Origin of the sequence: Nonomuraea sp. B10E15 (assembly GCF_039871615.1) — a bacterium.
In the GTDB taxonomy this organism is placed as follows: Bacteria; Actinomycetota; Actinomycetes; order Streptosporangiales; family Streptosporangiaceae; genus Nonomuraea.
The window spans coordinates 44665-70038 of record NZ_JBDPMB010000035.1; the positions used below are offsets into that span (position 1 = coordinate 44665).

The following is a 25374-nucleotide window of genomic DNA, read 5'->3' on the forward strand; positions in this document are numbered from 1 at the left end:
CGCGCTTATGCTGATCGTCCTGTGTTCTGGCGGGCACAGCCCCGGCGTGACGACGGCCGGGCTGGCGCTGACCCTCGCCTGGCCGCGTACCGTGCTGTTCGCCGAGTGCGACCCGGCGGGTGGGAGCGTCCTGTCGGGGTTCCTGGTCGGCCAGCTGCAGGATCGCGGGCTGGGCGAGTGGGCGGTGCAGTTGCGGCGCGGCGCCGACGCGACGGCCACGCTGGCCGAACAGGTGCTGCAGCTCAACGGTCCGGACAGCCGCCGGATCCTGCCGGGTCTGGCGAGCCCTTCCCAGGTGTCGGCGGTCCAGCCGCTGTGGCGGGACATCGCCGAGACCTTCGCCACCATGTCCGGGGATGTGATCGTCGACCTCGGGCGCATCGGCGGGGCGGAGACACCTGTTCCCCTGCTGGCCGCCGCGGATCATGTCCTCGTCGTCGCCCGGCCGACGCTGCGGGACCTGTCCGCGCTCGCTCCCCGCCTCGCCACGATCACGGCAGCGCGGGGCCACCGGCCCAGCCCGCGCGTCCTGCTGACCGGCGACGGACCCTACGGGCGCAGGGAGGTGGCCAAGACGCTGGACATCGACGTCGTGGGCCACCTTCCGCGTGATCCGAAGGCGGCGGCGGTCCTGACGCACGGCACGGGCAGCGAGCGTCACCTGTCGCGATCCCTGCTTCTGCGGGCAGCGCGGTCGCTGGGAACCAAGCTGGGCGAGCAGGTGCCGGCATCGTGAGCTTCGACGTGCAACGAGCCGTACGGGAGCTCGTGCCGCAGGTGACCGAGGCGCTCGACAACGCAACGGTCACCGGTGACGAGGCCGTCCGGGAGTACGCGCGGGCGGTCATCATCGACCTGGTCCGCGAGTACACCGATGGCAGGACCCTCGCCGGCAGGAGCGCGCCCACCCTGTCGGAGGAGCGGCTGCTGGCCGAGGCCGTACACAACGAGATCTTCGCATTGGGACGGCTGCAACCGTTCGTCGACGACCCCGACGTGGAGAACATCGACGTCAACGGCTGCGACCAGGTGTGGATCACCTACTCCGACGGCCGCAAGGTACTCGGCCCGGCCATCGCCGACAGCGACGAAGAACTCGTGGGCAATGTCCGCCGCTGGGCCGCCTACCAGGGCCAGACCGCTCGGGACTTCTCCATCGCGCGTCCGCGCCTGCACCTGTCGGTCGGGCGAACCCGGATCGCCGCGATCATGGGCGTCACGCCGCGCCCGTGCCTGTCGATCCGCAGGCACGGCATGCTCCACGCCGACCTGGACGACCTCATGGCGTCCGACACCCTGGACAAGGGCTGCCGGGCCTTCCTGGCCGCCGCCGTACGCGCCCACAAGGACATCGTGATCACCGGCGGGATGGGCGACGGCAAGACCACCTTCGCCCGCGCCCTGGCGGCCGAGATCGACCCGGACGAGCGGATCGCGACCGTCGAGAAGGAGTACGAGCTCTTCCTCCACGCCCAGCCCGACCGGCACCGCGACGTGCTCGCGCTGGAGGCCCGCGAGGGCAACACCGAGGGCTTCGGCGCGATCACCCTGCACCAGCTGATCGAGGACGCCCTGCGCTTCAACGCCCGCCGCATCATCGTCGGCGAGGTCCGCGGGGACGAGCTGGTCCCGATGCTGGAGGCGATGAACACCGGCGGCGCCGGCTCCATCTGCACCATGCACGCCGACTCCGCCGACCAGGTGTTCTCGCGGATGCTGATCCTCGCCGGCTCGGGCGGCCTGTCGATCGCGCCGGAGACGCTGTTCCGTACCATCGGCATGGCCGTGGACTTCGTCGTCCACCTGCGGCACGAGCTCCGCCACGACCCCGGGGGCCTGGTGAACCGCCGCTACGTCGCCGAGATCCACGAGGTCCTGCCACCGGCCGACGGGCTGGAGCCGGCGGTCAACCGCGTCTACGTCCCCGGCCGGGACGGACGGGCGGTGCCCAACACCATCCCGCAGTGCATGGACGAGCTGGTCGCGGCCGGGTTCGACGCCAGCCTGTTCGCGGGAGGGTGGGCGTGACCGGCTGGCTGGCCGCGCTCGCCGGAGCGGCGCTGGTCGCCGGGCCGCTGCTGGCCGCCGCCGGGTTCCTCCGAGTTCCGGTACGTCCGCCGCGCCCGCCGCGACGCCGGATCCCCCACTCCGCGCTCATGCCGTCGGTGTACGGGTTGGGCGCGTTCTGCCTGACGTGGTGGCTGACCGGCTGGCCGGTCGCCGCCGCCGGGGCCGCGGCCGGCGCGGTGGCCCTGCCGCGCATGCTGACCAGCCGCGACACCGTCCAGCGGATCGAACGGCTCGAAGCGCTGGAGGCCTGGATCCGCCACCTGGCCGACGTACTCGGCGGCAGCGCGGGCATCGAAGAAGCGCTGCGTTCCAGCGCCGACCACCCACCCGCGCCGATCGCCGCCGAGGTACGGGCCCTGGCCCGGCGGCTCACCTACCGCACCCCTACCGAGCAGGCGCTGAGGGCGTTCGCCGACGATCTGGCCGACCCGACCGGCGACATGATCGCCGCCGCGCTGATCCTGGCCTGCCGGGCTCGCGGGCAAGGGCTGCGCGAGGTGTTGCAACGCCTGGCCCGTACCGTCGCCAAGGACGTCGCCGCCCGCCGGGAGATCAACGCCGAACGCGCCACCCACCGCGTCACCGCCCGCTGGGTCGTCGGCGCGCTCCTCGGCTACACGACCTTCGCCCTGCTCAACACCACCTACGTGGCACCGTTCAGCACGGTCGGCGGGCAGCTGGTGCTCGCGATCGTGATCGGTCTGTACGCGGGCGCGTTCACCTGGCTGCACCGCCTGGCCAGAGCGCCGAAGGGGCACCGTTTCCTCACAGGGGAGCGTACATGATCGAGATTGTGCTGGCCTGCGGCGCGGTCGGCGGCCTCGGAGCCGCTCTCGCCCTGTCCGCCGCTTTCCCGGCCCCTCCGGCGCTCGCCCCCGCGATGGAACGCCTGCGGCCGGGCGCACGGGCCGAACCCGCCCAGGACTGGAAATCACGGCTGGTCACGAGACTGTCCGGGACGATGATCGGCGCGCGGGTTCCGCACGCGGATCTGGTTCTGCTCGGCAAGATGCCCCACGACTACCTCGCCCAGAAGGCGTTGATGATCGCCTTGGGGGCGGCCGGTCCGTTCGTGTTCTGGGCGTGGTGCGCGCTGCTCGAGGTCGTCCTGCCCTGGCCCGTCTCCTGGGCGGCGTGCCTGGCGTTCGGCGTCGCCGTGTTCTTCGCCCCTGACGCCGCCATCCGCGGCCAGGCCGCCGAGGCACGCGCGGCGTTCCGGCAGGCCATCGTCGCCTACCTCGACCTGGTCGCGCTCGCCCGCGCCGCAGGGGCAGGACCGGCCGAGGCGCTGGAGTCCGCGGCGAAGGTCGGCCACGGGTGGACCTTCCAGCGGCTGGCCCAGGCTCTCGACCCTGGACGGAGAGGCACCGGCAGCGCGTGGGACGAACTCACCCGGCTGTCCAAGGAGGTCGACGTCCCGGAGCTGGCGGACATGGCCGCCATCGCCCAGCTCGCCGGCACCCGAGGAGCGAGCATCCTCGACACCCTGATGGCCAAGGCCCAGTCCCTGCGAGAGGCAGACCTGTCGGCCGAGGTTTCCAAGGCCCGATCCCGTACCGAGACCATGACCGTCCCGATGGCCCTGTCGGTCCTCGGGTTCCTGCTGCTGCTCGGCTATCCCGCCTTCGCGCGGATGACCGGCGGCTGACCGCTCTCCAGGAGGTATCCGACCGATGATCCGTAACCGCGCGCTCGCGATCGCCGTACGGCTGGAGCTGCTGATCAACCGCTGTGCCGTACGACGCGGCCTGGACCCCGAGCGCGGCGCGTCGACCGTGGAATGGGTGATCATCGCGGCCGTGGTCTTCCTGCTGGCCATCACCGTCGGCACGAAGATCACCTCTGTCGTCAACGAACAGCTCGCCAAGATCAAATGAGTGAACGCGAGCGCGGATCGGCGACGCTGGAGGCCGCCCTGGTCTATCCGGCGGTGCTCCTGCTCGTCATGCTCACCATGAACACCGCGCTGTGGTTCCACGCCAGAACCCTCGCCATGGCCGCCGCCCAGGAAGGACTACGCGCCGGCCGCGCCCACGGCTCCACCCTGTCGGCAGGCCAGGCGAGCGCCGAACGCTTCATCCGCCAGGCCGGCGGCTCCTTCCTCACCCACCCCGACGTCGCCATCACCCGCGACACCGACACCCTCGAAGTGTCGGTCAGCGGCCAGGCCATCAGCCTGGTCCCCCTGCTCACGCTCCCCGTGACACAGGTCGCCCGCGCCCCCATCGAGAAATGGACCACCGGATGACCCACGAGCGCGGGTCCATCGCCCTGGAGATGGCGATCATCGCACCGGCACTGATCGCGCTGCTGGTGATGGTCATCGGGCTCGGCCGCGTCTCCTTCGCCCACAGCGCCATCGAAGCCGCCGCCCGGGACGCCGCCCGCCAGGCCTCCATCGCCCGCGACCCGGCCACCGCCCGATCAGCCGCCTTGAGCAGCGCCCGGGCGGCGCTCGCCCGCGAAGGGCTGGCCTGCACGCCGTCGGTGACCGTGAACACCACCGGCCTGTCCGCCCCGCTCGGCAGGCCCGCGACCGTGGTCGCCCAGGTCTCCTGCGAGGTGCAGCTGGCCGACCTCACCGTACCGGGAATCCCCGGCACCAAGAACCTCACCAGCAGCTTCACCAGCCCGATCGACCCCTACCGAGCCCGCGGAATCCAGTCGTGAACGGCGAGCGAGGTTCGGTCACGGTGTTCACCGCGGTGATCGCGTTCGCCCTGCTGCTGTGCGCGGGCCTCATGGTGGACGGCGGCGCCAAGATCCGCGCCTACCGGGAGGCGTACGCCGCCTCCGAGGAAGCCGCCCGCACCGGAGCCGTACAGCTGGACACCGCACGCGCCTACGCCAGCGGCCAGTTCGAGACCGACCCCGCCCGAGCTTCCGCCGCGGCTCGCGCCTACCTGTCCGCAGCCGGCCACACCGGCGCCGTCTCCACGACCGGCAACCAGGTCCGGGTCACCGTCACCGTGTCCCGGCCCACCTTTCTGCTCTCCCTGATCGGCATCGACACCGTTACCGCCACAGCCTCCGCCGCCGCGCGGATGTTCCACGGCATCGAGTCGGGTCGGGAGCAGGCGAGGTGATGATGTCTGACGGTAGGGCCCAGGGCCTTTCTTCCGCCGGTTTCCCGGACGGCTGTGCTGTCCCTGGTGACCGTGGCCAGGTCACTCCTTCTCCTGCTCCCGCCACCTCGAACTGGGCGTGCGGTTCTCCCGCACCCAGCTCACCGACGCCGTTCACCGAAGGCATGCGGTCTGTCCCGCCAGGGCTTGTTGGCTCTGGGCGCCACGACGATTCCAGACATGTTGATCAGGCCGCACCGGTCGGGCGATCGGTAGGCGATCACGCTCAGGCCGAAGTGCCTGCCGCGTTTATGTCGCTTGCCGATGAAGATCGCCAGCCGGTCGGTCACGTAGTCCCTGATCTTGTCGAAACGGAGGCTGGAGTGGCCGTACTTGAAGTACATGAGCCAGCCGCGCAAGAACTCGTTCAGATCCCGCACCACCGCTTCAACGCTCAGCAACAGCCGGGACCGGGCGGTAAGTTCCCGAATCCGATCTCGCGCCCGCTGCATCGCTCTGTCGCTAGGCCAGCGTGCGAGGAAATAGACCCGTTTGGCACCGCGCAGCCCCTTCGCCCGCACCATCTTGTGATGGAAGCCGAGGAAATCGAAACCTTCCTCCCCCTCCCACAAGCCGACGATGCGGGTCTTGGCCTCCTTCAGCTCCAAGCCGAGGTCGGCCAGCAACTCCCGAAGCCGCGCGAGGGCGTCTTCGGCCTGCTGCCGGGACCTGCACATCACCACCAGATCATCGGCGAACCGGACGATCACACCATGCTCGCGCACGTCCCACACCCGATCGATCCGGTGCAGGTAGACATTGCAGAGCAACGGCGAAATCGGACCGCCCTGAGCGGCCCCGGTCACCTCCCGGCGGACCTGCCCGTCCTGCATCACCCCTGCCCGCAGAACCTGCCGCAGGAGCTTCAAGACGCTCTGGTCCACCACCCGTTCCTCGATCGCTCGCATCAACTTCTCGTGCGGAATCGCCGAGAAACAGTTGGCGATGTCCGCCTCGACCACCCACCGGCGGCCCCTCCAAGCCTCATCGATGACGACTTGGAGAGCATCATGCGTACTGCGCTTCGGGCGGAACCCGAAACTGCACGGCAGAAAGTCCGCCTCGAAGACCGGCTCCAGCACGATCTTCAACGCGGCCTGCACAATCCGGTCCCGAACCGTCGAGATCGCCAGCGGCCGGTACTCGTTCTTCATGCCCGGCTTGGGGATCATCACCCCACGCGCAGGTGCAGGACGATACCGCTGCCCTCGCAATTCGGTGGCCAGCTCATCGAGCAGGCGCTGGACGCCGCCGTTGTTGGCGCGCACCGCGACCCATCCGCGCCACAGGACGTCCCTGCGACAGACCTTGTCCATGAGCGCGTGGAACCGTCGTCCGGGATCGGCCTTGGCCGTCCGGTAGAGCGTGTGCTGCAGGGCACGCACCTTGTCCCGGGGAACTCCCGGGCTGGCGGGACTAGCCGATCTCCCGGCACTCACCAAGCACCTCCAACTACCTCATCACGCATCGACGAAGCAGGGGCCTTTCCCTCACCGCCGGTTATGTTGTCCGGTCGGCTCAAGCGGTACTACGGCCCCCTCCGACTCCCTTCCGGCCGGCTTCCATTTCCCGAGTTCATCGGTTATAGGTCGCCACACTCCGATGACACTCTCCGCAGGTCATCGGGCCGGGGAGGGTCTCTCCAGTTCCCGCCGTCACTATCTGCACGTTCCGAGCCCCTTACGCCGGGGGATCCATCACGGCTGCACCTTCAGGATCTTCACCGCTTCCATGGCCTTCGCCCTCCTTGCCCGGGCTCGGCATCCCCACGTCCCACCCTCACAGGCAGGTGACTTAACGACGCGGCAGGCTTCACTTCACGTTACGGACCGCACAGTTGCACACCCCCGAACCGGGGTGCTCGACGCTGGGCTTCGACCCCGCCCGTTTCCAGACGAGACCGCCAGCCTGCTACCGGGCTCCCTGACGACTACCCGGACCGGACTTCCACCGGCAAGCGACGACGAGCTTCCGCAACCGATCGTCAACCACTCATTCGATCAACCACCAATCACTACTGGACGCACACAAGGACAACCATGACGATGTACGGGCTGCGTCATCCACTACTCGCCAGAACCGCCGCCGGCACGGCACTCATCGCCCTGCTGGCCGGGATCCCCGCCATCCTGCTGATCTTCTTCTGGCCTGTCGACCTGCCCACGCTCGATGACCTGGCCACGCCAGGCGAGCCCGTCGTCATCAAGACCCTGCTGCTGGCCACCGTGTGGACCTGCTGGGCGCTGTTCGCCCTCGCGGTGACGGTGGAGCTGGTGGGCACGGTCCGTGCCCGGCGCAACCACGTACGCCTGCCGTTCCAACGACTGGCCGCGTACCTGATCACCACCATCACCGTCGCCGCGACCGCCCCCATCGCCGCGCCCCGCGCCCTGATCCCAGCCGCGGTCGCCGCCACCTCCACGGAACTGCCCGAACACGCGGCAACCGCTGAACCGGCCGGCAGCGTCGCCGAGAAGCCCTACGTCACCTACGTCGTGCAGCAGCGGGACACCCTGTGGACCATCGCCGACAAGCAGCTCGGCGACCCGATGCGCTACCGCGACATCATCGCCCTGAACCAGGGCCGCACCATGGACGACGGCCGCCCCTTCACCCGCGGTGAGTGGCTCGAACCTGGCAGCACCCTGCGCCTGCCCGCCGACGCCAGAAGGCCCGAGCGCGCACGGACGCATACCGTCGCTTCCGGCGAGACGCTGTGGGACATCTCCAAGCAGCATCTCGGCAAAGGCAGCCGCTACAAGAAGATCTTCAAGCTCAACAAGGGACGCCCACAGCCTGGAGGGCTGCGGCTGACCGACCCCGACGTACTGGAACCAGGATGGCGTCTCGTCCTACCCAAGCAGGGGGCCGACGCCCGAAGAGCGAAGCCGGTCCTGCGCCGTACCCTCCCCCGGCCCGCCACCAAACCACATCACCATGCCCCCACGAACGAGCCGCCGCACTTCTGGGCCTCCTCGTCGCGTCTCATCACCGAGCCGGAGCCCCGCCAGCCCACCCGCGGCGAAACCGCGCCTACCACCGAGGCCTTCTCGCCACGCCCTCTGGCCGCACCCGCCATGCCCAACGCGGAAGCAGCCTCTTCCGAGGTGGTCATCCCTCCCCAGGGCGGGATGATGGCGCTCTCCTTCGCCGCCGGCATCGCCGTCGCACTCGCCGCCACCCGGCTCCACCGCAGACGCCGCCTGACCACTCCTGCCATCGACGAGCCCATCAGCGTCCCCGCCCCCGAACCCCAGCCTTCAGCCGTACGGGCGCTGGAACAGGCGTACCGAAGCACCCGACCAGAATTGGCACCACCAGCCGATCTTGACCTGGTCAGCTCAGCCTTCGAGATAGACCCACCCGTCACGCTCAAAGCCGGAACCCGCGACGACAAGCCCGTACACCTGCCCCTGTCAGGGCTGAACCTGGCCCTCACCGGCCCAGGAGCCTACGACTGCGTCCGAGCCATCGTCCTCGACCTGCTCACCCAGGCCGACGCCTACCGCGCCAGCGTCCTCATCCCCGCCCAGGACGCCGAACGCTGGTTCGGCGACACCATCACCACCCTGGCCGCCCACCTGCCTGAACTCCAGCTGACCGCCACCCTCGACGAAGCCCTCACCCACCTCGAAGAACAACTCGTCGGCCGCCGCGGCCTCCTCCAGGACTACGAGGCCGACGACATCCACCAGCTCCGCCAAACCGAACCTGGCGAACCCCTGCCCGCGCTGCTACTGGCCGCGTCCTGCCCCGACGGCCACCCGTACCTCGACAACCTTCTGACCATGGCGTCCAGCCTCGGAGTCGGCGCCGTACTGACCGGCCACGCCCCATCAGGAACCACCTGCGAGCTCAACCAGAACCACCGCGTCACCGAAGCAATCGGTCCCATGGCCGCAGATCTCCGCGGCTCCACGCTCTTCCACCTACCGCCAGAGGCGGCAACCTCGCTGCTTCACACGCTCGCCACCGGCAACGGCATGCCCGTCGAACACTCCGAACACCCCGCCGACCTCCCCGTCCCCGAGCCGGCCACCACACCGCAGCCGGTACGATTCACGCTCCTCGGCGAACCCGCCATCCACGTACACGGCACCCCCGTGGACCTGTCCCGACGAACCAAGGCACTCGAACTTCTCGTCCTCCTCGCCCTCCACCCCAAAGGACTGGGCCGCGAACAGATCTGCGACCACCTCTGGCCCGACCTCGAGGAAACCCTGGCCGGCTACCGCTTCCACGCCGCCCTCAAGGACCTGCGCACCGCCCTGCGCGACGCCTGCCCTCCGGACGACAAGAAGGCTCACTTCATCGAACGCAGCGGCAAGACCTACCGCATCGGACCCCAGCACATCCACATCGACCTGTGGACCTTCCACCAGGCACTCGCCGACGCCCGCACCGCCAACAGCGAGCACGCGAAACTCGTGGCTCTCGAAACCGCCGCAGCCCTATGCCACGGACAACTCGGCCAGGGCCTGCGATACGACTGGCTCGACCAGGACCACCGCTGGCCACTCACCATCGCCAGCGTCAAAGCCTTCCTCCAGCTCGGCACCCTCCACGAACGCGCAGGCCACAACGAACGAGCCCTGGAGATCTACGACCAAGCCTGCGCCCTCGACCCCGACATGGAGAGCGCCACCCGCTCCGCCATCCGCCTCCTCATCGATCTCGGCCGCACCGACGAAGCCCGCCAACGCGCCCGCCACCTCGACGCCCGCCTTAACACCCTCGGCGTCGACCCCTCCCCCAAGACCCAGGCCGTCCTACAACGGCTACACACACCACGCGCGTAAGGACCTGGTCAGCCGCTCCAACGCCGGGGGCGCGCGACAGCAGCGACACCCAATAGCCAGCGACACGTCCCCCTCCCGCACATCCACCGTGCAATTGCCACTGTTGCGATGACTTTAGGGGTGGTGAGCCCTGGCCTTGATGGCAGGGGAGGAATATACGCGCTTCACTGGAACCTAAACGTAGAGACAATCAAGTCGACATCTTTGAGATACGTCGCAGGGATGTCCACTGCTTCGATCAGAAGTTTCTTGTCGAGGGCCCACCAACTGTAGGCCGTGTACGATACTTGTCCATTGCAACGCAGCAGAAACTTCCTGTACTGAGCTTCAACGTTTCCCATCTTGCGCAGTTCCCGCTCCGCGAGAGACCCGTCTGCCGATTCGCCGTCGTCGCAGGAGAAACGTTCTCGACCGTCATCAAGATTCAGATCGCCGATCTCGAACCAAGGGTATATCGTGACCGACCGGTAGCAATTTTCCTGGCTCCTCGGGGTCACACACATAGTTCCTCCTGAGGCGCCTCCGTAGACGAAGGTCTTCCAGCGTACCGGCAGAATGAAAGAGTGCCCTGTTCCAACCTCCACCCTCCGACCCGGCGTAGGCGAGGCGCTTTCCCGCTGTGGAGTCTCTGCGATAAAAGCAGGTGAGGACTTCCTTGTCCTTGCCTGTGGGGTTCCCTAACCCTGTCGCGGTGTGTGACCTGCGGTGTCACAGTCGGCTGGCAGCGGTCATGCTGACTGCCGGTACTCGCTGATCAGTCCGCCCAAAACCCTCCGCCGTCGTATCCTCGCCGCCGTCATGTCGGTCATTGCGGCCGTTGCGAAAGGGCTGTCGTCGCAGTCTGGTGGCCGCAGATTCCGGGCTCGGTGCGGACGATGCTGGTTGTAGTGCGCGACGTACTCCTCCAGGACTGCGTGCAGGTGGCGGGACCCGGCGATCAGCATTCGGTCGGTGACTTCGGCCCGCACGGTGCGGATCCAGCGTTCGGCATAGGCGTTCGCCCTCGGGCTCCGCGGCGGGATCTTCACCACCGTGATCCCGGCAGCGGCAAGCACTGCGTCGAACGCCACGGTGAACTGCCCCGCCCGGTCGCGCACCAGGAAACCGAACTCGGCAGCCCGATCGCCCAAATCCATCAGCAGATTCCGTGCCTGCTGTACCGTCCAGGCTCCATCCGGGTGCGCGGTCACGCCCAGGACATGGACGTGGCGGGTGTTCACCTCCATCACGAAGAACACATAGACCCTGCGCAAGGTCACCGCGCAGTCGACGTGGAAGATTCGCACGCCAGCATGGTCGAGGCCTGCATGCTCAGGAACTGCCGCCACGTGGACCGGTTGCGTTGCGGCGCAGGCGGGATCCGCAACCTTTTCAGCACCCGCCGCACCGTGGACGCCCCAACCCGGATGCCCAGACCTAGCAACTCACCCTGAATCCGCCGGTAACCCCAGCCCGGATTCTCCCGCGCCATCCGCTCGATCAGCACCACGAGCCGCGCATCGACCGTCGGTCGGCCACCGCGATGAGGATAGGTCCACCGCCAGCGGACCAGCCGACAATGCCAGCGCAACAGCGTCTCCGGGGTCACCAGCCGACTCATCCTCGCCGGTCTGGGCAGCAGCCGCGCCAAGGCGGCGATCACCGCCCGATCCGCCCAGTCCAGCCTGGGCCGGGGATTCTGGCGCCGCAACACCGCGACCTCCTGGCGCAGCACCAGCAGCTCGGCGTCCTTGGACGCCGCCGACCGCGCCAGCAGCGCCATCCACCCGGTCAAGCGGACGAACGTCACATACAGCATCCGTACCGTCACAAGCACCCGATCCTGCCAGCACAGCAACCACCACGGCTGACATACCGGCAGGTCAGACACCTATGCCCCGTTTTGGAACCCAACAGGCAGGATCGCCCGAGCGCAGCACACGGCCGCGCAGGATCGTGCACCGGAGCGCGTAGTAGGGCGACTCGTGTTCCCACCGTTGGTGATACAACGCCACCAGCGTGGCGGCTGGATGACGGCGGGCATCGGTCAGCGTCGTGACCAGCCGGTAGGACGCGTCGAAGACCGTGCCGTCCGCGCAGGTGACGGTGATGTTCGCATCCACGATCCGCACTCTGACCGATCCGATCGCCGACAGGTAGGAGCCATCGGCCAGACGCGATAGGACCGGGACGCGACGGTTGCTCCGCAGCCGGCCCACCACCTGGGCGCCGGTGCCGGTCACCGGGGCCAGAAGTCATTGCCGTCGAAACCCTTGTCCCACAGCACCAGCATGTCCGGGGTCAAAAGGTGCAGCAGCCGCTGCGCGTACTCGGTCTCACCCACAGCGGTGGGGCCGAACACCGCGCCGACCAGTGCCCGGGTGCCGGTCTCCACCAGGGTCATCAGCTCCAGCTGGGGATAGCCGCCATGCGCCAGCCGGTCGAGCCAGACACGATTCTGGTCGGTATCGGGGACCTTCAGCGAGCTGCACCCGTCGAAGGAGACCGTCCGGTAGCGACCGAACCGCACCCCGGGCGTCACCGGCCACGCCAGCGGCCCGGACACCACCTCGAACAATGCCCGCATCGGCGCATCCCCCACCCGGCGGCGCAGGTCACGCAGTGCCTTCGCGGTCGGTCTGACAGCGGGCCGCCCGGCCAGGGACGCGGTCATCTTGGCCCAGACCAACTGATAGCCGACCTCCGGGAACAGGCACATCGCGAGCAGAAAATAGACCCCGACCCTCAAGGGAAGCTTCCGGAGGCGGTGCTGCACGCGCACCCGCCCTGTTTCCTCGAGCACCGCATCCACCAGCTCGAACGGTACGACCTGCGTGAGCTCTCCCAGATGCCCGGGCCCGAACACCCCCGCCGCCACCCGCACCACGCGGGAAATGACAGACTGATCCCGCAACGGGACTCCACTCTTCAGATGATCTTCGCCGACATCCGATCTACAGGAGTCCCGTTGCCCGTCTCAGCCGTTTGACAAGAGCCGAATCCCCTTAACTACCTGGCCTTGGGGGAAGGCCCCTGTCGCTGTCGTACTAGCGGTCGCTGACGAGCTCATCCAGGTACACGACGTGGTGCGAGAGCAGGAAGTGCAAGGCGCCCAGCACCCGAGTCAACACACGTTCGGGGTTGGTCGAGTGGGACGATTCCCGCTCCGCTGGGGCGTTGGCGGCGGCAGTACCCGCCAGCAGCTCGCATGTGGCCCAGAGGTCGGAGAGCCGGCACCACTGCCACAGTCGGTACAGGTCGTGCGGAAGCTGCACCACGGGCTGGTCGGAATAGCCGAGACCGAAACTGTACGGCCGCTCCGCGGTGTTACCGAAGCCGACCATCAAAGGGCACAGTCGGTGCCGGCGCGCGAACGCAACGGCATCCGCTCTTCCCGGGAACGCCTTGGCGAGAGCGCCTCGCTCGAGAAGCCCATCGATCAGCCGGGCAGGGCTGCGATGACCGTCGGCCCGGGCCTGCTCCTCAAGCATCTTTCGAGTCCACGGCCGGCTCTTGGCGCCGGCCGCTGGGCCATGGGCCAGCCGCCAGATCGCGGCCTCCTCGCCAGACAGCCTGACCGACCGATGAGCGACCCGCATTCGGTGACCACCTAGATCGACCTCCACGCGAAGGGGACGAGGGTGGGGCATGCCCATGGGATCGATGGAACTTGGGAACGTGGGCTCGTACTCGCGCTCGAGGTACGCGTGGGGACTCGGGCGTACTCGATACGCGGCACCCATGTCGTGGCCTACCGGGAAGATCAGTGCCACCTCGTCCCGGCTCAGTTCGGTCATGTCGACAAGGGTAAGCGTCAGGAGGCGCTTTCAGCTCGTCGCGCAACATCGAGGTACGCGGCCGAGTTCGCGGTGAACAAGTGCAGCGACCTGACCAAGCGCGTAAGCACGCGCTGCGGGTCGGTGTGGTCGCGATCCGCTCCGCCTGCTGCGACCTCGACGTCGGCGTAGGCCTGGCAGGCCTGCCATAGGTTGTCATCGCCGTTTGCCCATTCCCAGAGGCCGAACAGATCGCGCCTGACCCGCAGCACCGGCTGCTCGCCGAACCCGATGCCAAACAGCCACGGTTCGTACCTCGAGTTCCCGAGACCGAGCATCAGCGGGTGCAACTGGTAGGCGAGGGCGAACCGATAGGCCGCCTTTCGACCAGGAACCATCTCGGCGATCAGGCCGGTGGTGACCAACCCGTCCACGATCGCCGCAGGGTCGGTGACACCGAGCCGGCTCGCCTCCCGCTCCGCCACTCCGCGGGTCCACCTGCGCCGATCGAGTTCGCCCTTCCTGCCCCGCGCCAACATCCACACGTGGAACTGTTGGCGAGTCAGCTGGACCAGGTCGCTGTCCCGCCGGATGAAGTGTGATCGGCCCTGGCCGGACCCCGGCACACTGATCTCCCCCATGTAGTGGCCGATCGGAAAGATGAGCGGCTGCCTGAATCCGACGTGCATGTACACATGCCATATTAAGACCTAAAGGGTTGTCAACGGCCGACTACCCATCCAAATGTCGCCGCCTCCCCGGTGGCGGACGGGATGCAGACAGGTGATCTCAGAGCGGCAAGATTCGACACCTCGCCTTCTATCGGAGGCTCCACGCCTGTTTCAGGCGAGGTGCGCTATCTCCCCGCTTATGCCGTTCACGACAGCCGACGACATCTTCGTCCAGTTCAAGTCACTGAGATCACCTGATTGACGATGTCTGGACCATTGGAAAGGGATCGCACCTTTGCAGGTCAGACGGGCGAGTAGCCGTACGCGATTACGCCGTAGGCCGCGGCGGGGCCCAGCGCTGCGGCGAGGGCGATGACGGTGCCCCGCACGAGCCGCTGGTCCAGGGTCAACCTCCAGCCGTATATCAGGGCCACGAATCCAGCACCCCATAGAGCGAACGCCGCGACTGCCAAGAGCGTGGCGCCCCCGGTACTCATCTCCTGAATCCTGTCGCAGGGGCCAGCGTGGTCGGGGGGCGTGCAGTAGTCGGTCTCACCGCGATACCAGGGCGTCATCGCGACCATCATCAGCGTGGGGAGCAGGCCAATAACGAAAACCACGCTTGTGAACGCTCGGTCGACAATCGTTCCCCAGCGCGAGAACTGCTTCTCTGACATGTATACCGCCTTCACCGGCCGCCGCAAGTCACCTGCCCTCACACAACGTCGCCGCCAGTTATGAGTTGCGTGCCCTGGACGGCGTCGGCCACTTTCCCCAGATGGAATCGCCGGAGCTGGTCATCGGTGAGGTCCTGCGCTGGGCAAAAGAGGCCCACCGAGGTGCCCGTCAGGCCTGCACGTCACCGTACCGCTGCTCGTGGTGCATCTGGCTGGCGAAGCGCTGCTGCTCGGCCAGCGCCCGACCGGCCAACCTGGTGCGCGCCGGACTGACCGGCGGGCAGGGATAGCCCCGGTCGACAATGACCCGGTAGAGGTCGGGCTCCGGGCCCACGTGGTACGTGTCCAGGTAGTACCCCAGTCCCTCCTGCCAGATCCAGGTGCCGTCGGTACGCGTGTCCGCGGGCACCACGCTTCCCGTGCCGGGATCGAACATGTCGTGCACCAAGCCGGCCACCGCCTGGAGCACCGTGCCACTGGCCAGATACTCGCGATTCGCTGCTTCTCCTCCGGGTCCGTGATCCGGGGACGCTCATCGGAGAGCACCGGTCGGCCCTGCCTGTCGAAGTCGTCCACCAGAGCCGCGAAACGGAAGCCGCCGATCCGGCCGGGCGGCTCGACAGACCCCGGCCTCCCAGCACCGGCCTCGGCAGCCCTCGGCTCGGCCGCCGCCGACGGTCGCGCCCTCCCAGCCGACCCCGCCATGATCCGCTCCAGCAACTGAAGGATCTTCGGAAAGAGATGGCGGGGAAGTTGCAACTCCGTGTCGCTGTCCGGGTTGATCACGATACCCAGGTCGTCGCTGACCCACTGCCGGATCAACTCGGAGAACGGCCGGGACAAGGCGTTGCGTGGGTCGACGTCCGGACCCGCCACGGCTTTCGTCCGGTCATGAGAGGTGTACACCCGTACCAGCCGCCGGCCACCTCGCCCGGTCACGAGCAACTGCCGATCGGCGCCTGTGACCGGCAGCCAGACGGTCATGCCGAGCAGTTCCGCGATGCAGTTGGTGTAGTCATCGGCAAGTCGCGCCAGCACCTACCCGACCTCGGCCGGAGTCACCTCCAAGGCCTCATTCGCCTTGTCGGCCACGTTCGGGCCCGTCGTGCCGCCGTTCAGCCGGCTCAGATCCTCTCGCGGCAGGTTCAGTGCATCCAGAACCATCGCCAATCGGTCCCGTTCCCGTGCCGTCACGGGAACCTGGTACGCGCGGAGCATGCTCACCATGCTCTCGGCCAGGTGCTCCCACTCCTTCTCATCCCGGAGTCCCGTCAGCCAGTCCAGGGTCCTCTCCGGGAGTCTGTCCGCGTACGTCTCCGGAAGTGCGCTGACCCGCTCAACCATCTCTTGCTCGGTCAGACTCGGGATCAACGGCAGGCTGTCGGCCCGGTCCCTCAGCACCCTCAGTTGTCTCGCCAGGTACCCCCTGGGATCCGGCGCCTGTGCGAACGTCTCCCGAAACCGGCCGAACTCCGCCAACTCCCTGCTGGTTATCGGCGCCTGACGCTGCCGGAGCAGGCCCACCAGCGTCTGAAGCGCTATCAGCCATTCCCCCACGTCAAGGAAGCGGTCGAGATCCTCGAGATCCTCCCGCGTCAGCCGATCCCCGAACCGGGCCGGCAGGGCTGACATCCGGAGACAGACCTCGTCCTCACTGAGCACCATCGTCTTGTCTGTCCTCCCTCATCCGCGACTACGAACGGCTACCCGACCACCACGCCGCGACGGTCCAGTGGGCAATGATCATCGTGAGACTCGCCGGCAGGCCCGACACCACGTCACCGCGCGATCCATGCCAACCGCGCCATCGACCGCCTGACCCCTTACTTAAACCGACCCGCATCCGGACGATCTCTTGGCCGCCAAGCGAACCAGCCGAAACGGCAGTGCATGACGCGCCGCCCGTCATAGCAGGCCGAAAATGGCGATGGCGGCGAAGACACCGGCGGCCAGCAAGATCAGCGCAAGCTCGGCGCGGATAACCCAGCTGCCGAAGCTCATGGGAGGGAGCGGCTCGTCGGACCCGACGGGCAGCAGCCCCGCCTGTATGGCCAGTTGCGTCATCCGTTGGACCTTCAGGTCCAGCTCCGATTGAGCGGGTTCGGGGGCGGGCGGATCGGGCCGCCTGCGACGGGTAGGCAGGACCGCGGCCACACCACACCCGACCAGGGCGAGTACGCCGATCCCGGTGACGGTCAGCAACGTCAAGTTCATGACTGTCTCGAAGATCGGTGGGCGCCCGTACACCCCGCCACCGAAGGCCCTCGCCTCGCCCCTGAACTCCATCTCGCCGGGGGACGAGTCGTCGATGTCGGAGGCCACGGCGTGCAGCGTTCCGGCGTGGCTCTCCCGGTCGACCATCCAAGTGGTGCCGTCGCACGTGCCGGAACTGGAACTGGAGGTGCCCCTGACGATGGTCAAGATTTCGCAGGAGCTCGGCAGTTCAACGGTAACGGGTGTGCCGAACGTGTAGGCAACACCCCAGCCCACCGGGGTGTCCCTGGCGATCCCGAACCCGAGGAAGAGTCCGATCGCGATTCCGATGAGAATCAGGTTGCGACGGGCCAGTATCTTCAGATCTGCCCAGTCCTTTCTCCTCTGCATAGCCGCCCCTCTTCGCGTTGTATGCACGCCAAAACAATAGATGCCCTATCCGGGAGCATGGTTGCCGCGCGACCTGTATGGATAGGGTTTCGATACCCGCAGGGCAGACCATGTGCCACCCCCTTCTACCCTCTCGGGCCTTTATAGGTATATTCAAGCTCGAGGTGCTCGATGCAGTACGTTCCGCTGAAGGTGTGACTGATCCTCGCGGTTCCCTTGACCCCCACAGGGAGGGTGAGGCGGGCGTTTCCACTGATCGAGCCGGTATAATTGGAAGCGCCCTCCCGCCCGGCACGGGGCGTCAGAGTAAGCAGCGCATTATTCCTGATGGCGGTTTCGACCGTCACGTCGATTGCTGCCCGCCAAGGCGTTTCGCAGACATAGGTCCCCGCCTTGTCCGGGTCCCCCTTGTTGATCAGAGCAACGAAATTGCGCATCCTTGCGAAAGCGGCGTCCCGACTTCCTGGCTGCGCAGAAGGCTCGCGGTGAATTTCTTGTACACACCAATTCTCTCCCCTGTTGCGTAGACTTACCAGAAGGGGTTCCGGTTGTGAGTCGATGGTTGCCCTCGCCAGTATGTCCGCGGTCGTGGAATTCTGAGTTTGGACTTGATCCACAATGAATCCTCGGGCGCGGAGCCTGCCTTCGGCGACCTGCCGGGTCATGCCACTGGATTCGCTGCACAGCAACACAAGGGCACGGTCGGATCGCTGGTTGTTGATCGCGTTGGCGAAGGCATGGGAGGCCTGGATGGGATCGCTTGCCATTGGCGTGAAGGACGGACTCGGGGATGGTTGCTCGTTGCGGGTGGCCCCCAGGGGAAGGAGCAGCAGCAGGCCGGTGACCACGGCAAGCACCCCGAATGCGCCGAGGAGTCCGAAAGCGCGGTAGTGGGTCTTGGTGGTGCGCGGCGCCGCCGTGATGGGGGGCACAGGTTTCGAGAGCGCCACCGGGGCCTTTGCCGTAGGTGGCTGGGGGTTCCGGGGCGCTGGCGTGATGGGCAGATGGTCGGGTAGCTGCTGGTCAGTGCGTGCGACGAGCTCTGCTACCGCTTGGTCGTCCAACTCGAGCTCCAGCACGAAGCTCCGCCCCAGGCTGAGCAGCGGGGTCAGCGGGTCGGAGACCTTGGCCTCCGGCAAGGGGCCACCGAGCAGGCCACGTAGTAGGGCGTCCAGCAGTTGCAGGTCCGTCCCGGTCTGCTGGTGGAGTCGGCGAGTGAATTCCGTGATGCGGACGTCGGTGTCGTCGAGGAAGATCCGATACGCCAGCTCCCCCGCCACGAGTGCGGCCAACGTGCCGGTTCGGATGGAGTCGGCCGGGGGCTCGTACGCGCGGCCGCAGAGCACATCAGCGATCACGCAGCCACTCAATCCACACACGCTCCTGGATCCTCTTGTTCATCATGTTGTTGAACTCGTCCTGGGCATTGGGCATTCTCCCCAATCTGTCGGCCCAATTATTGAACCAGCGCGGACCGCCCTTGGCTGAGACCCAATGAACGAAACGTATGGCGACTTCCGCTATTGGTCCAATCGGCTGCCATTTCGACGGCAAGGCTTCCGTCGACCTCATGGCAATCTCCGCCTTGTTTCCGACCTCGTCGTTTCGACCGAATTTTACAACGAGCTCAGGCGGTATACTCCTGAGCTTGCGCCAAAACGACGTGAGCATACGCCCGGGCCGTTTTATTGTGTCTCTATTCAGGCGGTAATAGATGCTAAGGAAAGGTGCGAAATAGAAAGCCGTCAAGACGGTTGCAATTGCCAGGCTTCCCCAGAAGGATGCCTGTCCGCAGTCGCCGGATCCGCCGGGTCCGTAGGTGATGGAGGCGTGGCAGTGGGCCCAGGCCGGGGTGGGGGAGGTAAGCAGCCACACCAGGGTGAGAAGGGCGAGCGTCCATAGCCGTTTCATGGCGCTGCCTCCGCCGGCGTGTTGATCCGTGCACGCAGCGCTTGGACGTGCCGGCGGAGCGCGCCTGGACTGGTCGCAGGTACGCGGCCGACCTCCCGTGCCAGACGGAAGCGCTCGTGTGCCAGGTCGAGTTGTAGCTGCTGAAGGTGGCCGACGGCGGGGTAGGCCCGCCAGCCGAGAGCACGTGCACACAGCAGACGGTGCACTCGTCGCAGCTTGGGATGGGCGAGGACGGTGGCTTCGGCCTCGGTGACGGCTATCTGGCCGGCCCGGACCTCGGCGGTGAGACCTGCGCGCAGTTCGGCCCGTTCTCGCCTTGCGGCCAGGATCAGCGTGATGGTGAGTGCCAGAAGGAAGGGGCCGGAGAGGATCAGGAAGTTGAGGGGGTGGCCGAGCAGTGTCGCGAGGACCGCGTCGTCGAAGGCGGCCGGCTGTCGATGGGTAGTGGACGTCCAGTTCCACAGGAAGTGACCGGTGATCGCCAGCCCGAGCCCGCCTGCAGCGATCGCGAGCCTTTTGATGGTGTGCCGTTGCCGGTAGGCCAGCGCGATGGCCGCGCCGGTGAGTCCGGTGTAGAGCACGTGCCCGAAGGTGATGCCGGATATCCACTGGCGGACCCAGACCTGGGTCATCGCTGCGTTGAAGTTGTACATAGCGTAGCGGCTGGTTTCCATAAAGTTGAATCCGGTACCGACCATGGCGCCGAGGACGAATCCGTGCACCGGGTTGTCGTAGCGGTGGCGCAGGTGGGCGAAGAGGACGAGCACGCCGAGTCCTTTGGCGAGTTCTTCCCAGATCGGGGCCGAAAGCACGATGCCGGGCCCTTGGGTGACATCTGGACGCCGTGACCAGTACGCGATTCCAATGTGGAGAATCGCGAGCAGTTGGTGCCCGGCGGTGAACGCGAAGGTGCCACCCCAGACGACGGCTGCCAGGCAGTAGCGCAGCGGAATCCGCCGGTAGCGCTGCACGCGGTAGAGGACGGCGATGGCCAGCGCCAGCCCGGGCATGGCCATGAGCACCCCGCCGAGCGCGTTGGGAACCAGAATGAAGCCAACTGGGATGGTGGCCATACCGGTACCCAGCAGCAGTGCGGCGCAGTTCCGCACCTGCTGCCAGCGAGCGGGCAGCGGGAGTTTCCACACCAGCAAACCGATTGGTACACCGGCGGCGAGCCCGGCAAGATAGGCCCAGCCGAACAGCGCGGGGGTGGGCATGCGCCGAGCGGGATAGTCCCCGAGCGCACCGGGGTAGTGCCAGATCGGCAGTGGCAGGACGGCGAGAATGGCTGCCAGCGCCGAGGCCGCAGTGACCCCGAGGATGATCCCCGCCTGCAGTTTGTTCGTCTTCATACCGGGCATCGTTCGTCGATCGCCTTGTTGAGGCGCTGGACATTGGTCATAGGTGGAAGGGGCGGCAGTGCAGGGCCGGATGAACCCACGCCGTCGAGCGCTTTCGCCATGGTCGTGAAGTCGTTGGCCACTCCTTCCATCGCCGCCCGCAGCTGTTCGTCCTCGATGGACCGAGATTCCTGACGCAGCCGATCGGCGCGAGCGCTGAGCCGCTGTGACTTGGTGTGCGGATCGAGGCCGCGATCGTGGACCACCGCGCGCATGTCAGCCTGCGATTGAGACCAGATGGTCCGTAGCGAATCGCAGTTCTCCGCCATGGCTCCGGACTGTGCGAAACAGCCGCCAGCCGCGAGTACGAGTATGAGTATGAGTAGGCATAGCAACCGCATAAATTCCCGCTATCCGTGTGTGGGCGCGATGGCTTCCTTTGCTCAACTGCGCACTATCCGTTCTCATCACCTCAGCCGTACGAGGCTGATGCCGCATTCTTGGAGGGGGTGGCGTCCGGCCGCAGAAAGCGCTCGCCGGGAGTTTAGGTGTGCGTATATGGTTGCGCCATGACTGAACGAGATGGGACGATGGCGGATCAGGCCATTCCGAGAATGGCCTGATCATCCTGTGATCAGATCATTCGTGTCCTCGCCCTACGGCACTCCCAATCCCCCGGGCAGGGCACTTTCCTGCCGCGGAAACCTCCGTCAGTCTGGGGCAAGCCGGTACACGGCCGGTATACGAACCGGCACGGAGCGGGTACCGAGGTTCGGGCAGGACGCGATCGGACGCTGGAGGGCGGATGGCGGACATGGCGGCGGAGCCGCGATTCGGCGTGCTCGGGCCGGTGGCAGTGTGGAGGGACGGCGAACGGATCGAGGTGAGGCCGCCCAAGCGGGCGGGAGTGCTGGGGGCGCTGCTGATCCGGGCCGGGCAGGTCGTCCCTTCCTGTGAGCTGGCCGCGGCGGTGTGGGAAGGGGAGCCGCCCCCCAGCGCGGCCAAGAACCTCCAGACCTATGTGCATGGCCTGCGCCGCCTGCTCGGTGACCCCGGGCGGATCGTCCGCGTCGGCGAGGGGTATCGGCTCGTGGTCCGGTTCGGGGAACTGGACGCCGACCGGTTCGCGGCGTTCACCCGTGCCGCGCAAGTAGCCAGGAACCCGGGTGACGCCGCCGGGCTGACACGGCGTGCGCTGGCCCTGTGGCGCGGGGACGAGGCCTTCGGCGGGGCGCCCGGCACGGTGCCGATCCGCGCGGAGGCCGAGCGGCTGGAGGCGGAGCGGCTCGCGCTGCTGGCCACCTGGGCGGACGCGGAACTGGCTTCCGGGCGCGCGGTGGACACCGTCCCGGAGCTGACCCGGTTCACCACCGCCTACCCGCTGTGCGAGGACCTGTGGGCGCGGCTGATACGGGCGCTGCATGGCTGCGGACGGCGGGCGGACGCGCTGCGTGCCTTCGACCGGGCACGTGTCACGCTGCTGGCCGAACTGGGCGCCGAACCCGGTTCCGAACTGCGGCGGCTGCGCGAGGAGGTCATATCGGTCCGGCAGGTGCCGCGTCACCGCGATCCGGGGGACACGGCCCATGAGCGGGTCGAGAGCCTGGTCGCCACCGTGTCGGCCATGCTAGTACCGCTGCGGGTGACGGCCGCCGAGGAGGGATTCTGGGCGCATACCACGGGGCGGCGGGCGGGAGATGTGCTGGTCGCGCGCATCACCGGTGCCGCGCACCAGGTGCGGCGGGAACCCAGCGCGATCACGTCCGGGGACCAGGAACTGCTGAAGGTCGTGCTGAACCGCGCCGCCCGTCCGCTCGTGGTAGCGCAGGACGGCCGGTGCTGCAGCGTCCCGCCGGGCCATCTCGTCGCCTGCGACACCACCCGGCCGTACAAGATCGACGCGCCCGGCGACTGCGATGTGTCGGTAGTGGCCGTGCCCCGCGGCGTCCTCCCCGCGGAGGCGCCGGCCGATCGAACCGCCCTTCCGCTACCGGCCGGACGCGGTATCGCCGCTATGGCCACGGCGTGCGTGACCCGCGCGTCCGAACACCTCGACGGCCTGCCGGACGAGGCTCGCCGCCACCTAGGCGACGGCCTTGCCTCCCTTCTGATGGCGACGCTGACCGGTACGATCCCCGAACGGGTTGAGACCCGGAGCAGTCTCGCCAACCGGATCATCGCCTACACACTGGCCAACCTGGACGATCCGGCGCTGTGCGCGGCGGTGGTGGCCCGGCGCCATGGGATCTCCGTCCGCCACCTGCACCGTCTCTTCGCCGGGCGGGACCGCCCCTTCGCGGCGTGGGTCAGACAAGAACGCTTGCAGCGCATCCGCCGTGACCTGCAAGATCCGACGCAGGCCGGAATCCCGGCGGCTGAGATCGCGTCCCGCTGGGGCCTGCGGGACCCAGCTCACCTGGGCCGGGTCCTCAAAGCAGAATTCGGGCTGACCGCCGCGGAAATCCGGAGCTCGGCCCGCTGACCCTCCCATCGGCACATCCGGATGGCACAATCCGGCGAGCGCCAATGCATCCAATGGCGACCCCACCGGCGGCCCGTTATCGGGATGCCGCAAGGATGGCGTTCCGCTCAGGCCGAGACGACGCTGGCGCGGACACACCTATTCGGTATCTCCAAGCGGATGCACCAGTTCCCATGCCGACCTCTGCTGCACACATTCCGTGTGGCCGCCCGGTAACCGACTGCTCGCGGCGCGACACCGTGGACCTCGGCATCTTCTTCTCAAGCAGTCCCACCATCCTTGAAAGCAATCCCGGCGTCCTTGAAATGAGCATGGGCCGGGATGGGCGACCACGGGTGCTCTGGACACACAGGTCCGTAGACAAATACCTCGAGGCTCCGTACGAGACCGATTCGTTCCTGTTCACATGCCTCGACACTCACTGCGGCGCGTAGCCAGGGTTGGCCACCGGTTCCGTGATCGACCTATGAGGCTATTTGGGGCAGCTACAACGTCAACAATTACAGCAACCCGAAAGGTCGGAAGGTGCGCACTAACTTGAGCCAAGTCGGGCGAGAACCAGCTCGTACGGCGTCGTCGCGTTCCTGAACCCATAATCGGGTGATGGAGGGCTCTATGCCGACTACCTGCACGAAGAGTACGGCGATCTCGACTGTGACTACGTGTTCGTCAACCTCTGGGCCGCACCCTATGGCCGCCCGCTGGCCTATCGGGCCGTCTACGATCTGGTCCTGCGGTTGCGCCGCCGCACCGGCCTCGACTTCGACCCGCATTGGTATCGCCACACGATGGCCACGCCCCTACCACTTAACCGCGACGTTCCGCAGGAAGTCGTCCGCCGCATCCTCGATCACGATTCGCCGCAGATGACCGGGCACTACGCCGGCTGCACGACACCACCGTTCGGCGGCACTGGGAAGCCGCCCGCAAGGTCAACATCGCCCGGGCAAGCCGTCACCTGTTCTACCGCTTTGGTAGGGCCGCCGCTAAACTCTTAGCCGAGCTCCCCCGCAAGACCTGCGCGCTTGATCCAGCGTCCCCAACGAGGACTCCGAGAGAACCGCTCCGCGATGACCTTCCCCGACGGCAGCGCTCCATCGGGACATCGATTCTCCTGAACCCATTGCCAGACAGAACGGTGAAAAGCAGCCATTTCGCTGTCTCGGCGACGAGCGTGGCGCGAAGGCAGAACGACATCACCAGCGTCGTCTGGCTCGGGTTCAGAGACCTCTTGCACTTCAGCCGATGGCCCCTCCTCCTGGCTCTCTCTAGCGTCCGAGTTCGCCGAGAGCCGACGGACCTGAGACATCAACAGCTCATAGCTGCCGATCAGAGCGGCGCTCGGCCAGGCGGCGATGATCCGGCCGATCAGGCTGGGCTCGGCGATCGCGATGTTGGCGCCGAGGCTGGCAAGACTGCCAACCACAAGAAGGGTCCAGGCCAGCATGCCACCGCGGGAACCGTACCGATTGGCCAGGAGAATGGACATCGAGGCGACGACGATCGTACCGTCGACGGCGAGCGGGATCAGCACCGCCGCCAAGTGATCCTCACCATGACGCAGGCACAGTTCATGCATATGGCGAAAGGAGACGACCGCCGCGATCACCGCCAAGAGCGCGACGCCACCGATGGTCGTCCGCTGGATACGGCGCACCGCGCGAATACCGGAATCCACCGCTCAGCCCTCCCCACCAGGAAGAACGAGTCGGGCGGACGCCGTGAACGGCATGTACGTATCGAGTGTGTCCCCCCTCGGACACGCACCGAACGCACATGTGGGGGTTCCGGATTGATCCGGGCCTCCACATACTGGGCTAATTCCATCCTGAAATCGCAGGTCACGCCCCTTGCCTGAGCTCGTTTGGCGGTGTTCGGGCAGGTGACGGTGCCTGATCATGGCGGGTGATCGTCTGTCACCGGGTGATTTCGCTGTGGGT

General features: G+C 67.1%; 27 protein-coding genes. 11 read left to right on the top strand and 16 right to left on the bottom strand.

The window, feature by feature from the left end:
* Positions 1 to 7: 7 nt before the first annotated feature.
* From ABGB14_RS47135 to ABGB14_RS47170, 8 genes are read left to right on the top strand one after another with little or no spacing between them, the layout of a single operon-like run.
* Positions 8 to 736: a hypothetical protein gene (locus tag ABGB14_RS47135; protein ID WP_347650419.1), complete on the top strand. Its 729-nt coding sequence runs from the start codon at positions 8 to 10 to the stop codon at positions 734 to 736.
* Positions 733 to 2028, top strand: a complete 1296-nt coding sequence (locus ABGB14_RS47140) for a CpaF/VirB11 family protein (protein WP_347650420.1) — start codon at positions 733 to 735, stop codon at positions 2026 to 2028. Before ABGB14_RS47135 ends, ABGB14_RS47140 begins: the two co-directional genes overlap by 4 nt.
* Entirely contained in the window at positions 2025 to 2855 is an 831-nt protein-coding gene (locus ABGB14_RS47145) for a type II secretion system F family protein (protein WP_347650421.1), read from the top strand. The genes ABGB14_RS47140 and ABGB14_RS47145 overlap by 4 nt, the downstream gene beginning before the upstream one ends.
* On the top strand, positions 2852 to 3718 hold the full coding sequence (locus ABGB14_RS47150) for a type II secretion system F family protein (RefSeq protein WP_347650422.1): 867 nt from the start codon (positions 2852 to 2854) through the stop codon (positions 3716 to 3718). The genes ABGB14_RS47145 and ABGB14_RS47150 overlap by 4 nt, the downstream gene beginning before the upstream one ends.
* Positions 3719 to 3743: 25 nt before the next feature.
* Complete coding sequence (locus tag ABGB14_RS47155; RefSeq protein ID WP_138198581.1) at positions 3744 to 3947, top strand: hypothetical protein; 204 nt, start codon at positions 3744 to 3746, stop codon at positions 3945 to 3947.
* Positions 3944 to 4318, top strand: coding sequence for a TadE family protein (locus tag ABGB14_RS47160; protein ID WP_347650423.1), 375 nt, complete (start codon positions 3944 to 3946; stop codon positions 4316 to 4318). The genes ABGB14_RS47155 and ABGB14_RS47160 overlap by 4 nt, the downstream gene beginning before the upstream one ends.
* Positions 4315 to 4740, top strand: coding sequence for a TadE family protein (locus ABGB14_RS47165; RefSeq protein ID WP_347650424.1), 426 nt, complete (start codon positions 4315 to 4317; stop codon positions 4738 to 4740). The genes ABGB14_RS47160 and ABGB14_RS47165 overlap by 4 nt, the downstream gene beginning before the upstream one ends.
* Positions 4737 to 5156 (top strand): pilus assembly protein TadG-related protein, encoded by a 420-nt coding sequence (locus ABGB14_RS47170; protein ID WP_347650425.1) that lies wholly within the window; start codon positions 4737 to 4739, stop codon positions 5154 to 5156. The genes ABGB14_RS47165 and ABGB14_RS47170 overlap by 4 nt, the downstream gene beginning before the upstream one ends.
* Before the next feature lie 140 nt (positions 5157 to 5296).
* Here the strand turns inward: ABGB14_RS47170 and ltrA are convergent, their stop codons facing one another.
* Positions 5297 to 6580 (bottom strand): group II intron reverse transcriptase/maturase, encoded by a 1284-nt coding sequence (gene ltrA / locus ABGB14_RS47175; protein ID WP_347650426.1) that lies wholly within the window; start codon positions 6578 to 6580, stop codon positions 5297 to 5299.
* A 654-nt stretch (positions 6581 to 7234) separates the two neighbouring features.
* On the opposite strand from ltrA, the gene ABGB14_RS47180 reads away from it, so the two are divergent.
* Positions 7235 to 9994, top strand: coding sequence for a LysM peptidoglycan-binding domain-containing protein (locus ABGB14_RS47180; protein WP_347650427.1), 2760 nt, complete (start codon positions 7235 to 7237; stop codon positions 9992 to 9994).
* Positions 9995 to 10722: 728 nt separating this feature from the next.
* Here ABGB14_RS47180 and ABGB14_RS47185 read toward each other — a convergent pair.
* From ABGB14_RS47185 to ABGB14_RS47250, 14 genes are all read right to left on the bottom strand, one after another.
* Complete coding sequence (locus ABGB14_RS47185; RefSeq protein WP_347650428.1) at positions 10723 to 11280, bottom strand: integrase core domain-containing protein; 558 nt, start codon at positions 11278 to 11280, stop codon at positions 10723 to 10725.
* Positions 11250 to 11864, bottom strand: a complete 615-nt coding sequence (locus tag ABGB14_RS47190) for a hypothetical protein (protein ID WP_347650429.1) — start codon at positions 11862 to 11864, stop codon at positions 11250 to 11252. Before ABGB14_RS47190 ends, ABGB14_RS47185 begins: the two co-directional genes overlap by 31 nt.
* Positions 11857 to 12216, bottom strand: a complete 360-nt coding sequence (locus ABGB14_RS47195) for a hypothetical protein (RefSeq protein WP_347650430.1) — start codon at positions 12214 to 12216, stop codon at positions 11857 to 11859. The genes ABGB14_RS47190 and ABGB14_RS47195 overlap by 8 nt, the downstream gene beginning before the upstream one ends.
* The gene (locus ABGB14_RS47200) at positions 12213 to 12860 is read right to left on the bottom strand and encodes a transposase domain-containing protein (RefSeq protein ID WP_347650431.1); all 648 of its coding nucleotides are present in this window, start codon (positions 12858 to 12860) and stop codon (positions 12213 to 12215) included. The genes ABGB14_RS47195 and ABGB14_RS47200 overlap by 4 nt, the downstream gene beginning before the upstream one ends.
* A 160-nt stretch (positions 12861 to 13020) precedes the next feature.
* A complete protein-coding gene (locus ABGB14_RS47205; RefSeq protein ID WP_347650432.1) occupies positions 13021 to 13770 on the bottom strand; it encodes a hypothetical protein in 750 nt (249 codons plus the stop codon).
* A gap of 17 nt (positions 13771 to 13787) precedes the next feature.
* Positions 13788 to 14438: a hypothetical protein gene (locus tag ABGB14_RS47210; RefSeq protein ID WP_347650433.1), complete on the bottom strand. Its 651-nt coding sequence runs from the start codon at positions 14436 to 14438 to the stop codon at positions 13788 to 13790.
* Between the two features lie 284 nt (positions 14439 to 14722).
* Positions 14723 to 15097 (bottom strand): hypothetical protein, encoded by a 375-nt coding sequence (locus tag ABGB14_RS47215; protein WP_347650434.1) that lies wholly within the window; start codon positions 15095 to 15097, stop codon positions 14723 to 14725.
* Positions 15098 to 15266: 169 nt separating this feature from the next.
* Complete coding sequence (locus ABGB14_RS47220; protein ID WP_347650435.1) at positions 15267 to 15554, bottom strand: hypothetical protein; 288 nt, start codon at positions 15552 to 15554, stop codon at positions 15267 to 15269.
* A 581-nt stretch (positions 15555 to 16135) separates the two neighbouring features.
* The gene (locus ABGB14_RS47225; RefSeq protein ID WP_347650436.1) at positions 16136 to 16762 is read right to left on the bottom strand and encodes a MafI family immunity protein; all 627 of its coding nucleotides are present in this window, start codon (positions 16760 to 16762) and stop codon (positions 16136 to 16138) included.
* A gap of 240 nt (positions 16763 to 17002) precedes the next feature.
* Positions 17003 to 17701, bottom strand: a complete 699-nt coding sequence (locus tag ABGB14_RS47230) for a hypothetical protein (protein ID WP_347650437.1) — start codon at positions 17699 to 17701, stop codon at positions 17003 to 17005.
* Positions 17702 to 17826: 125 nt separating this feature from the next.
* Positions 17827 to 19059 carry a hypothetical protein gene (locus tag ABGB14_RS47235; protein WP_347650438.1) on the bottom strand — a complete coding sequence of 411 codons (1233 nt, stop codon included), beginning with the start codon at positions 19057 to 19059 and terminating at the stop codon, positions 17827 to 17829.
* Entirely contained in the window at positions 19049 to 19612 is a 564-nt protein-coding gene (locus ABGB14_RS47240) for a hypothetical protein (RefSeq protein WP_347650439.1), read from the bottom strand. Before ABGB14_RS47240 ends, ABGB14_RS47235 begins: the two co-directional genes overlap by 11 nt.
* Positions 19609 to 20964 carry a PrsW family intramembrane metalloprotease gene (locus ABGB14_RS47245; protein ID WP_347650440.1) on the bottom strand — a complete coding sequence of 452 codons (1356 nt, stop codon included), beginning with the start codon at positions 20962 to 20964 and terminating at the stop codon, positions 19609 to 19611. Before ABGB14_RS47245 ends, ABGB14_RS47240 begins: the two co-directional genes overlap by 4 nt.
* Entirely contained in the window at positions 20961 to 21281 is a 321-nt protein-coding gene (locus ABGB14_RS47250; protein ID WP_347650441.1) for a hypothetical protein, read from the bottom strand. The genes ABGB14_RS47245 and ABGB14_RS47250 overlap by 4 nt, the downstream gene beginning before the upstream one ends.
* A gap of 485 nt (positions 21282 to 21766) precedes the next feature.
* Between ABGB14_RS47250 and ABGB14_RS47255 the strand changes: the two genes are divergently transcribed.
* Positions 21767 to 23434 carry a BTAD domain-containing putative transcriptional regulator gene (locus tag ABGB14_RS47255; protein ID WP_347650444.1) on the top strand — a complete coding sequence of 556 codons (1668 nt, stop codon included), beginning with the start codon at positions 21767 to 21769 and terminating at the stop codon, positions 23432 to 23434.
* Between the two features lie 626 nt (positions 23435 to 24060).
* Positions 24061 to 24432, top strand: coding sequence for a tyrosine-type recombinase/integrase (locus ABGB14_RS47260; protein WP_347650445.1), 372 nt, complete (start codon positions 24061 to 24063; stop codon positions 24430 to 24432).
* Here the strand turns inward: ABGB14_RS47260 and ABGB14_RS47265 are convergent.
* Entirely contained in the window at positions 24429 to 25112 is a 684-nt protein-coding gene (locus ABGB14_RS47265; RefSeq protein ID WP_347650442.1) for a DUF2637 domain-containing protein, read from the bottom strand. The genes ABGB14_RS47260 and ABGB14_RS47265 overlap by 4 nt on opposite strands.
* Positions 25113 to 25374: the final 262 nt, after the last annotated feature.

Excerpts from the sequence above, each read along its gene's own strand:
- ABGB14_RS47135 (WP_347650419.1), top strand. The coding sequence starts at position 8 with ATGCTGATCGTCCTGTGTTCTGGCGGGCACAGCCCCGGCGTGACGACG.
- ABGB14_RS47150 (WP_347650422.1), top strand. The coding sequence starts at position 2,852 with ATGATCGAGATTGTGCTGGCCTGCGGCGCGGTCGGCGGCCTCGGAGCC.
- ABGB14_RS47155 (WP_138198581.1), top strand. The coding sequence starts at position 3,744 with ATGATCCGTAACCGCGCGCTCGCGATCGCCGTACGGCTGGAGCTGCTG.
- ABGB14_RS47160 (WP_347650423.1), top strand. The coding sequence starts at position 3,944 with ATGAGTGAACGCGAGCGCGGATCGGCGACGCTGGAGGCCGCCCTGGTC.
- ABGB14_RS47165 (WP_347650424.1), top strand. The coding sequence starts at position 4,315 with ATGACCCACGAGCGCGGGTCCATCGCCCTGGAGATGGCGATCATCGCA.
- ABGB14_RS47180 (WP_347650427.1), top strand. The coding sequence starts at position 7,235 with ATGACGATGTACGGGCTGCGTCATCCACTACTCGCCAGAACCGCCGCC.
- ABGB14_RS47205 (WP_347650432.1), bottom strand. The coding sequence starts at position 13,770 with ATGACCGAACTGAGCCGGGACGAGGTGGCACTGATCTTCCCGGTAGGC.
- ABGB14_RS47210 (WP_347650433.1), bottom strand. The coding sequence starts at position 14,438 with ATGCACGTCGGATTCAGGCAGCCGCTCATCTTTCCGATCGGCCACTAC.
- ABGB14_RS47215 (WP_347650434.1), bottom strand. The coding sequence starts at position 15,097 with ATGTCAGAGAAGCAGTTCTCGCGCTGGGGAACGATTGTCGACCGAGCG.
- ABGB14_RS47225 (WP_347650436.1), bottom strand. The coding sequence starts at position 16,762 with ATGGTGCTCAGTGAGGACGAGGTCTGTCTCCGGATGTCAGCCCTGCCG.
- ABGB14_RS47230 (WP_347650437.1), bottom strand. The coding sequence starts at position 17,701 with ATGCAGAGGAGAAAGGACTGGGCAGATCTGAAGATACTGGCCCGTCGC.
- ABGB14_RS47240 (WP_347650439.1), bottom strand. The coding sequence starts at position 19,612 with ATGAAACGGCTATGGACGCTCGCCCTTCTCACCCTGGTGTGGCTGCTT.
- ABGB14_RS47245 (WP_347650440.1), bottom strand. The coding sequence starts at position 20,964 with ATGAAGACGAACAAACTGCAGGCGGGGATCATCCTCGGGGTCACTGCG.
- ABGB14_RS47250 (WP_347650441.1), bottom strand. The coding sequence starts at position 21,281 with ATGGCGGAGAACTGCGATTCGCTACGGACCATCTGGTCTCAATCGCAG.
- ABGB14_RS47255 (WP_347650444.1), top strand. The coding sequence starts at position 21,767 with ATGGCGGCGGAGCCGCGATTCGGCGTGCTCGGGCCGGTGGCAGTGTGG.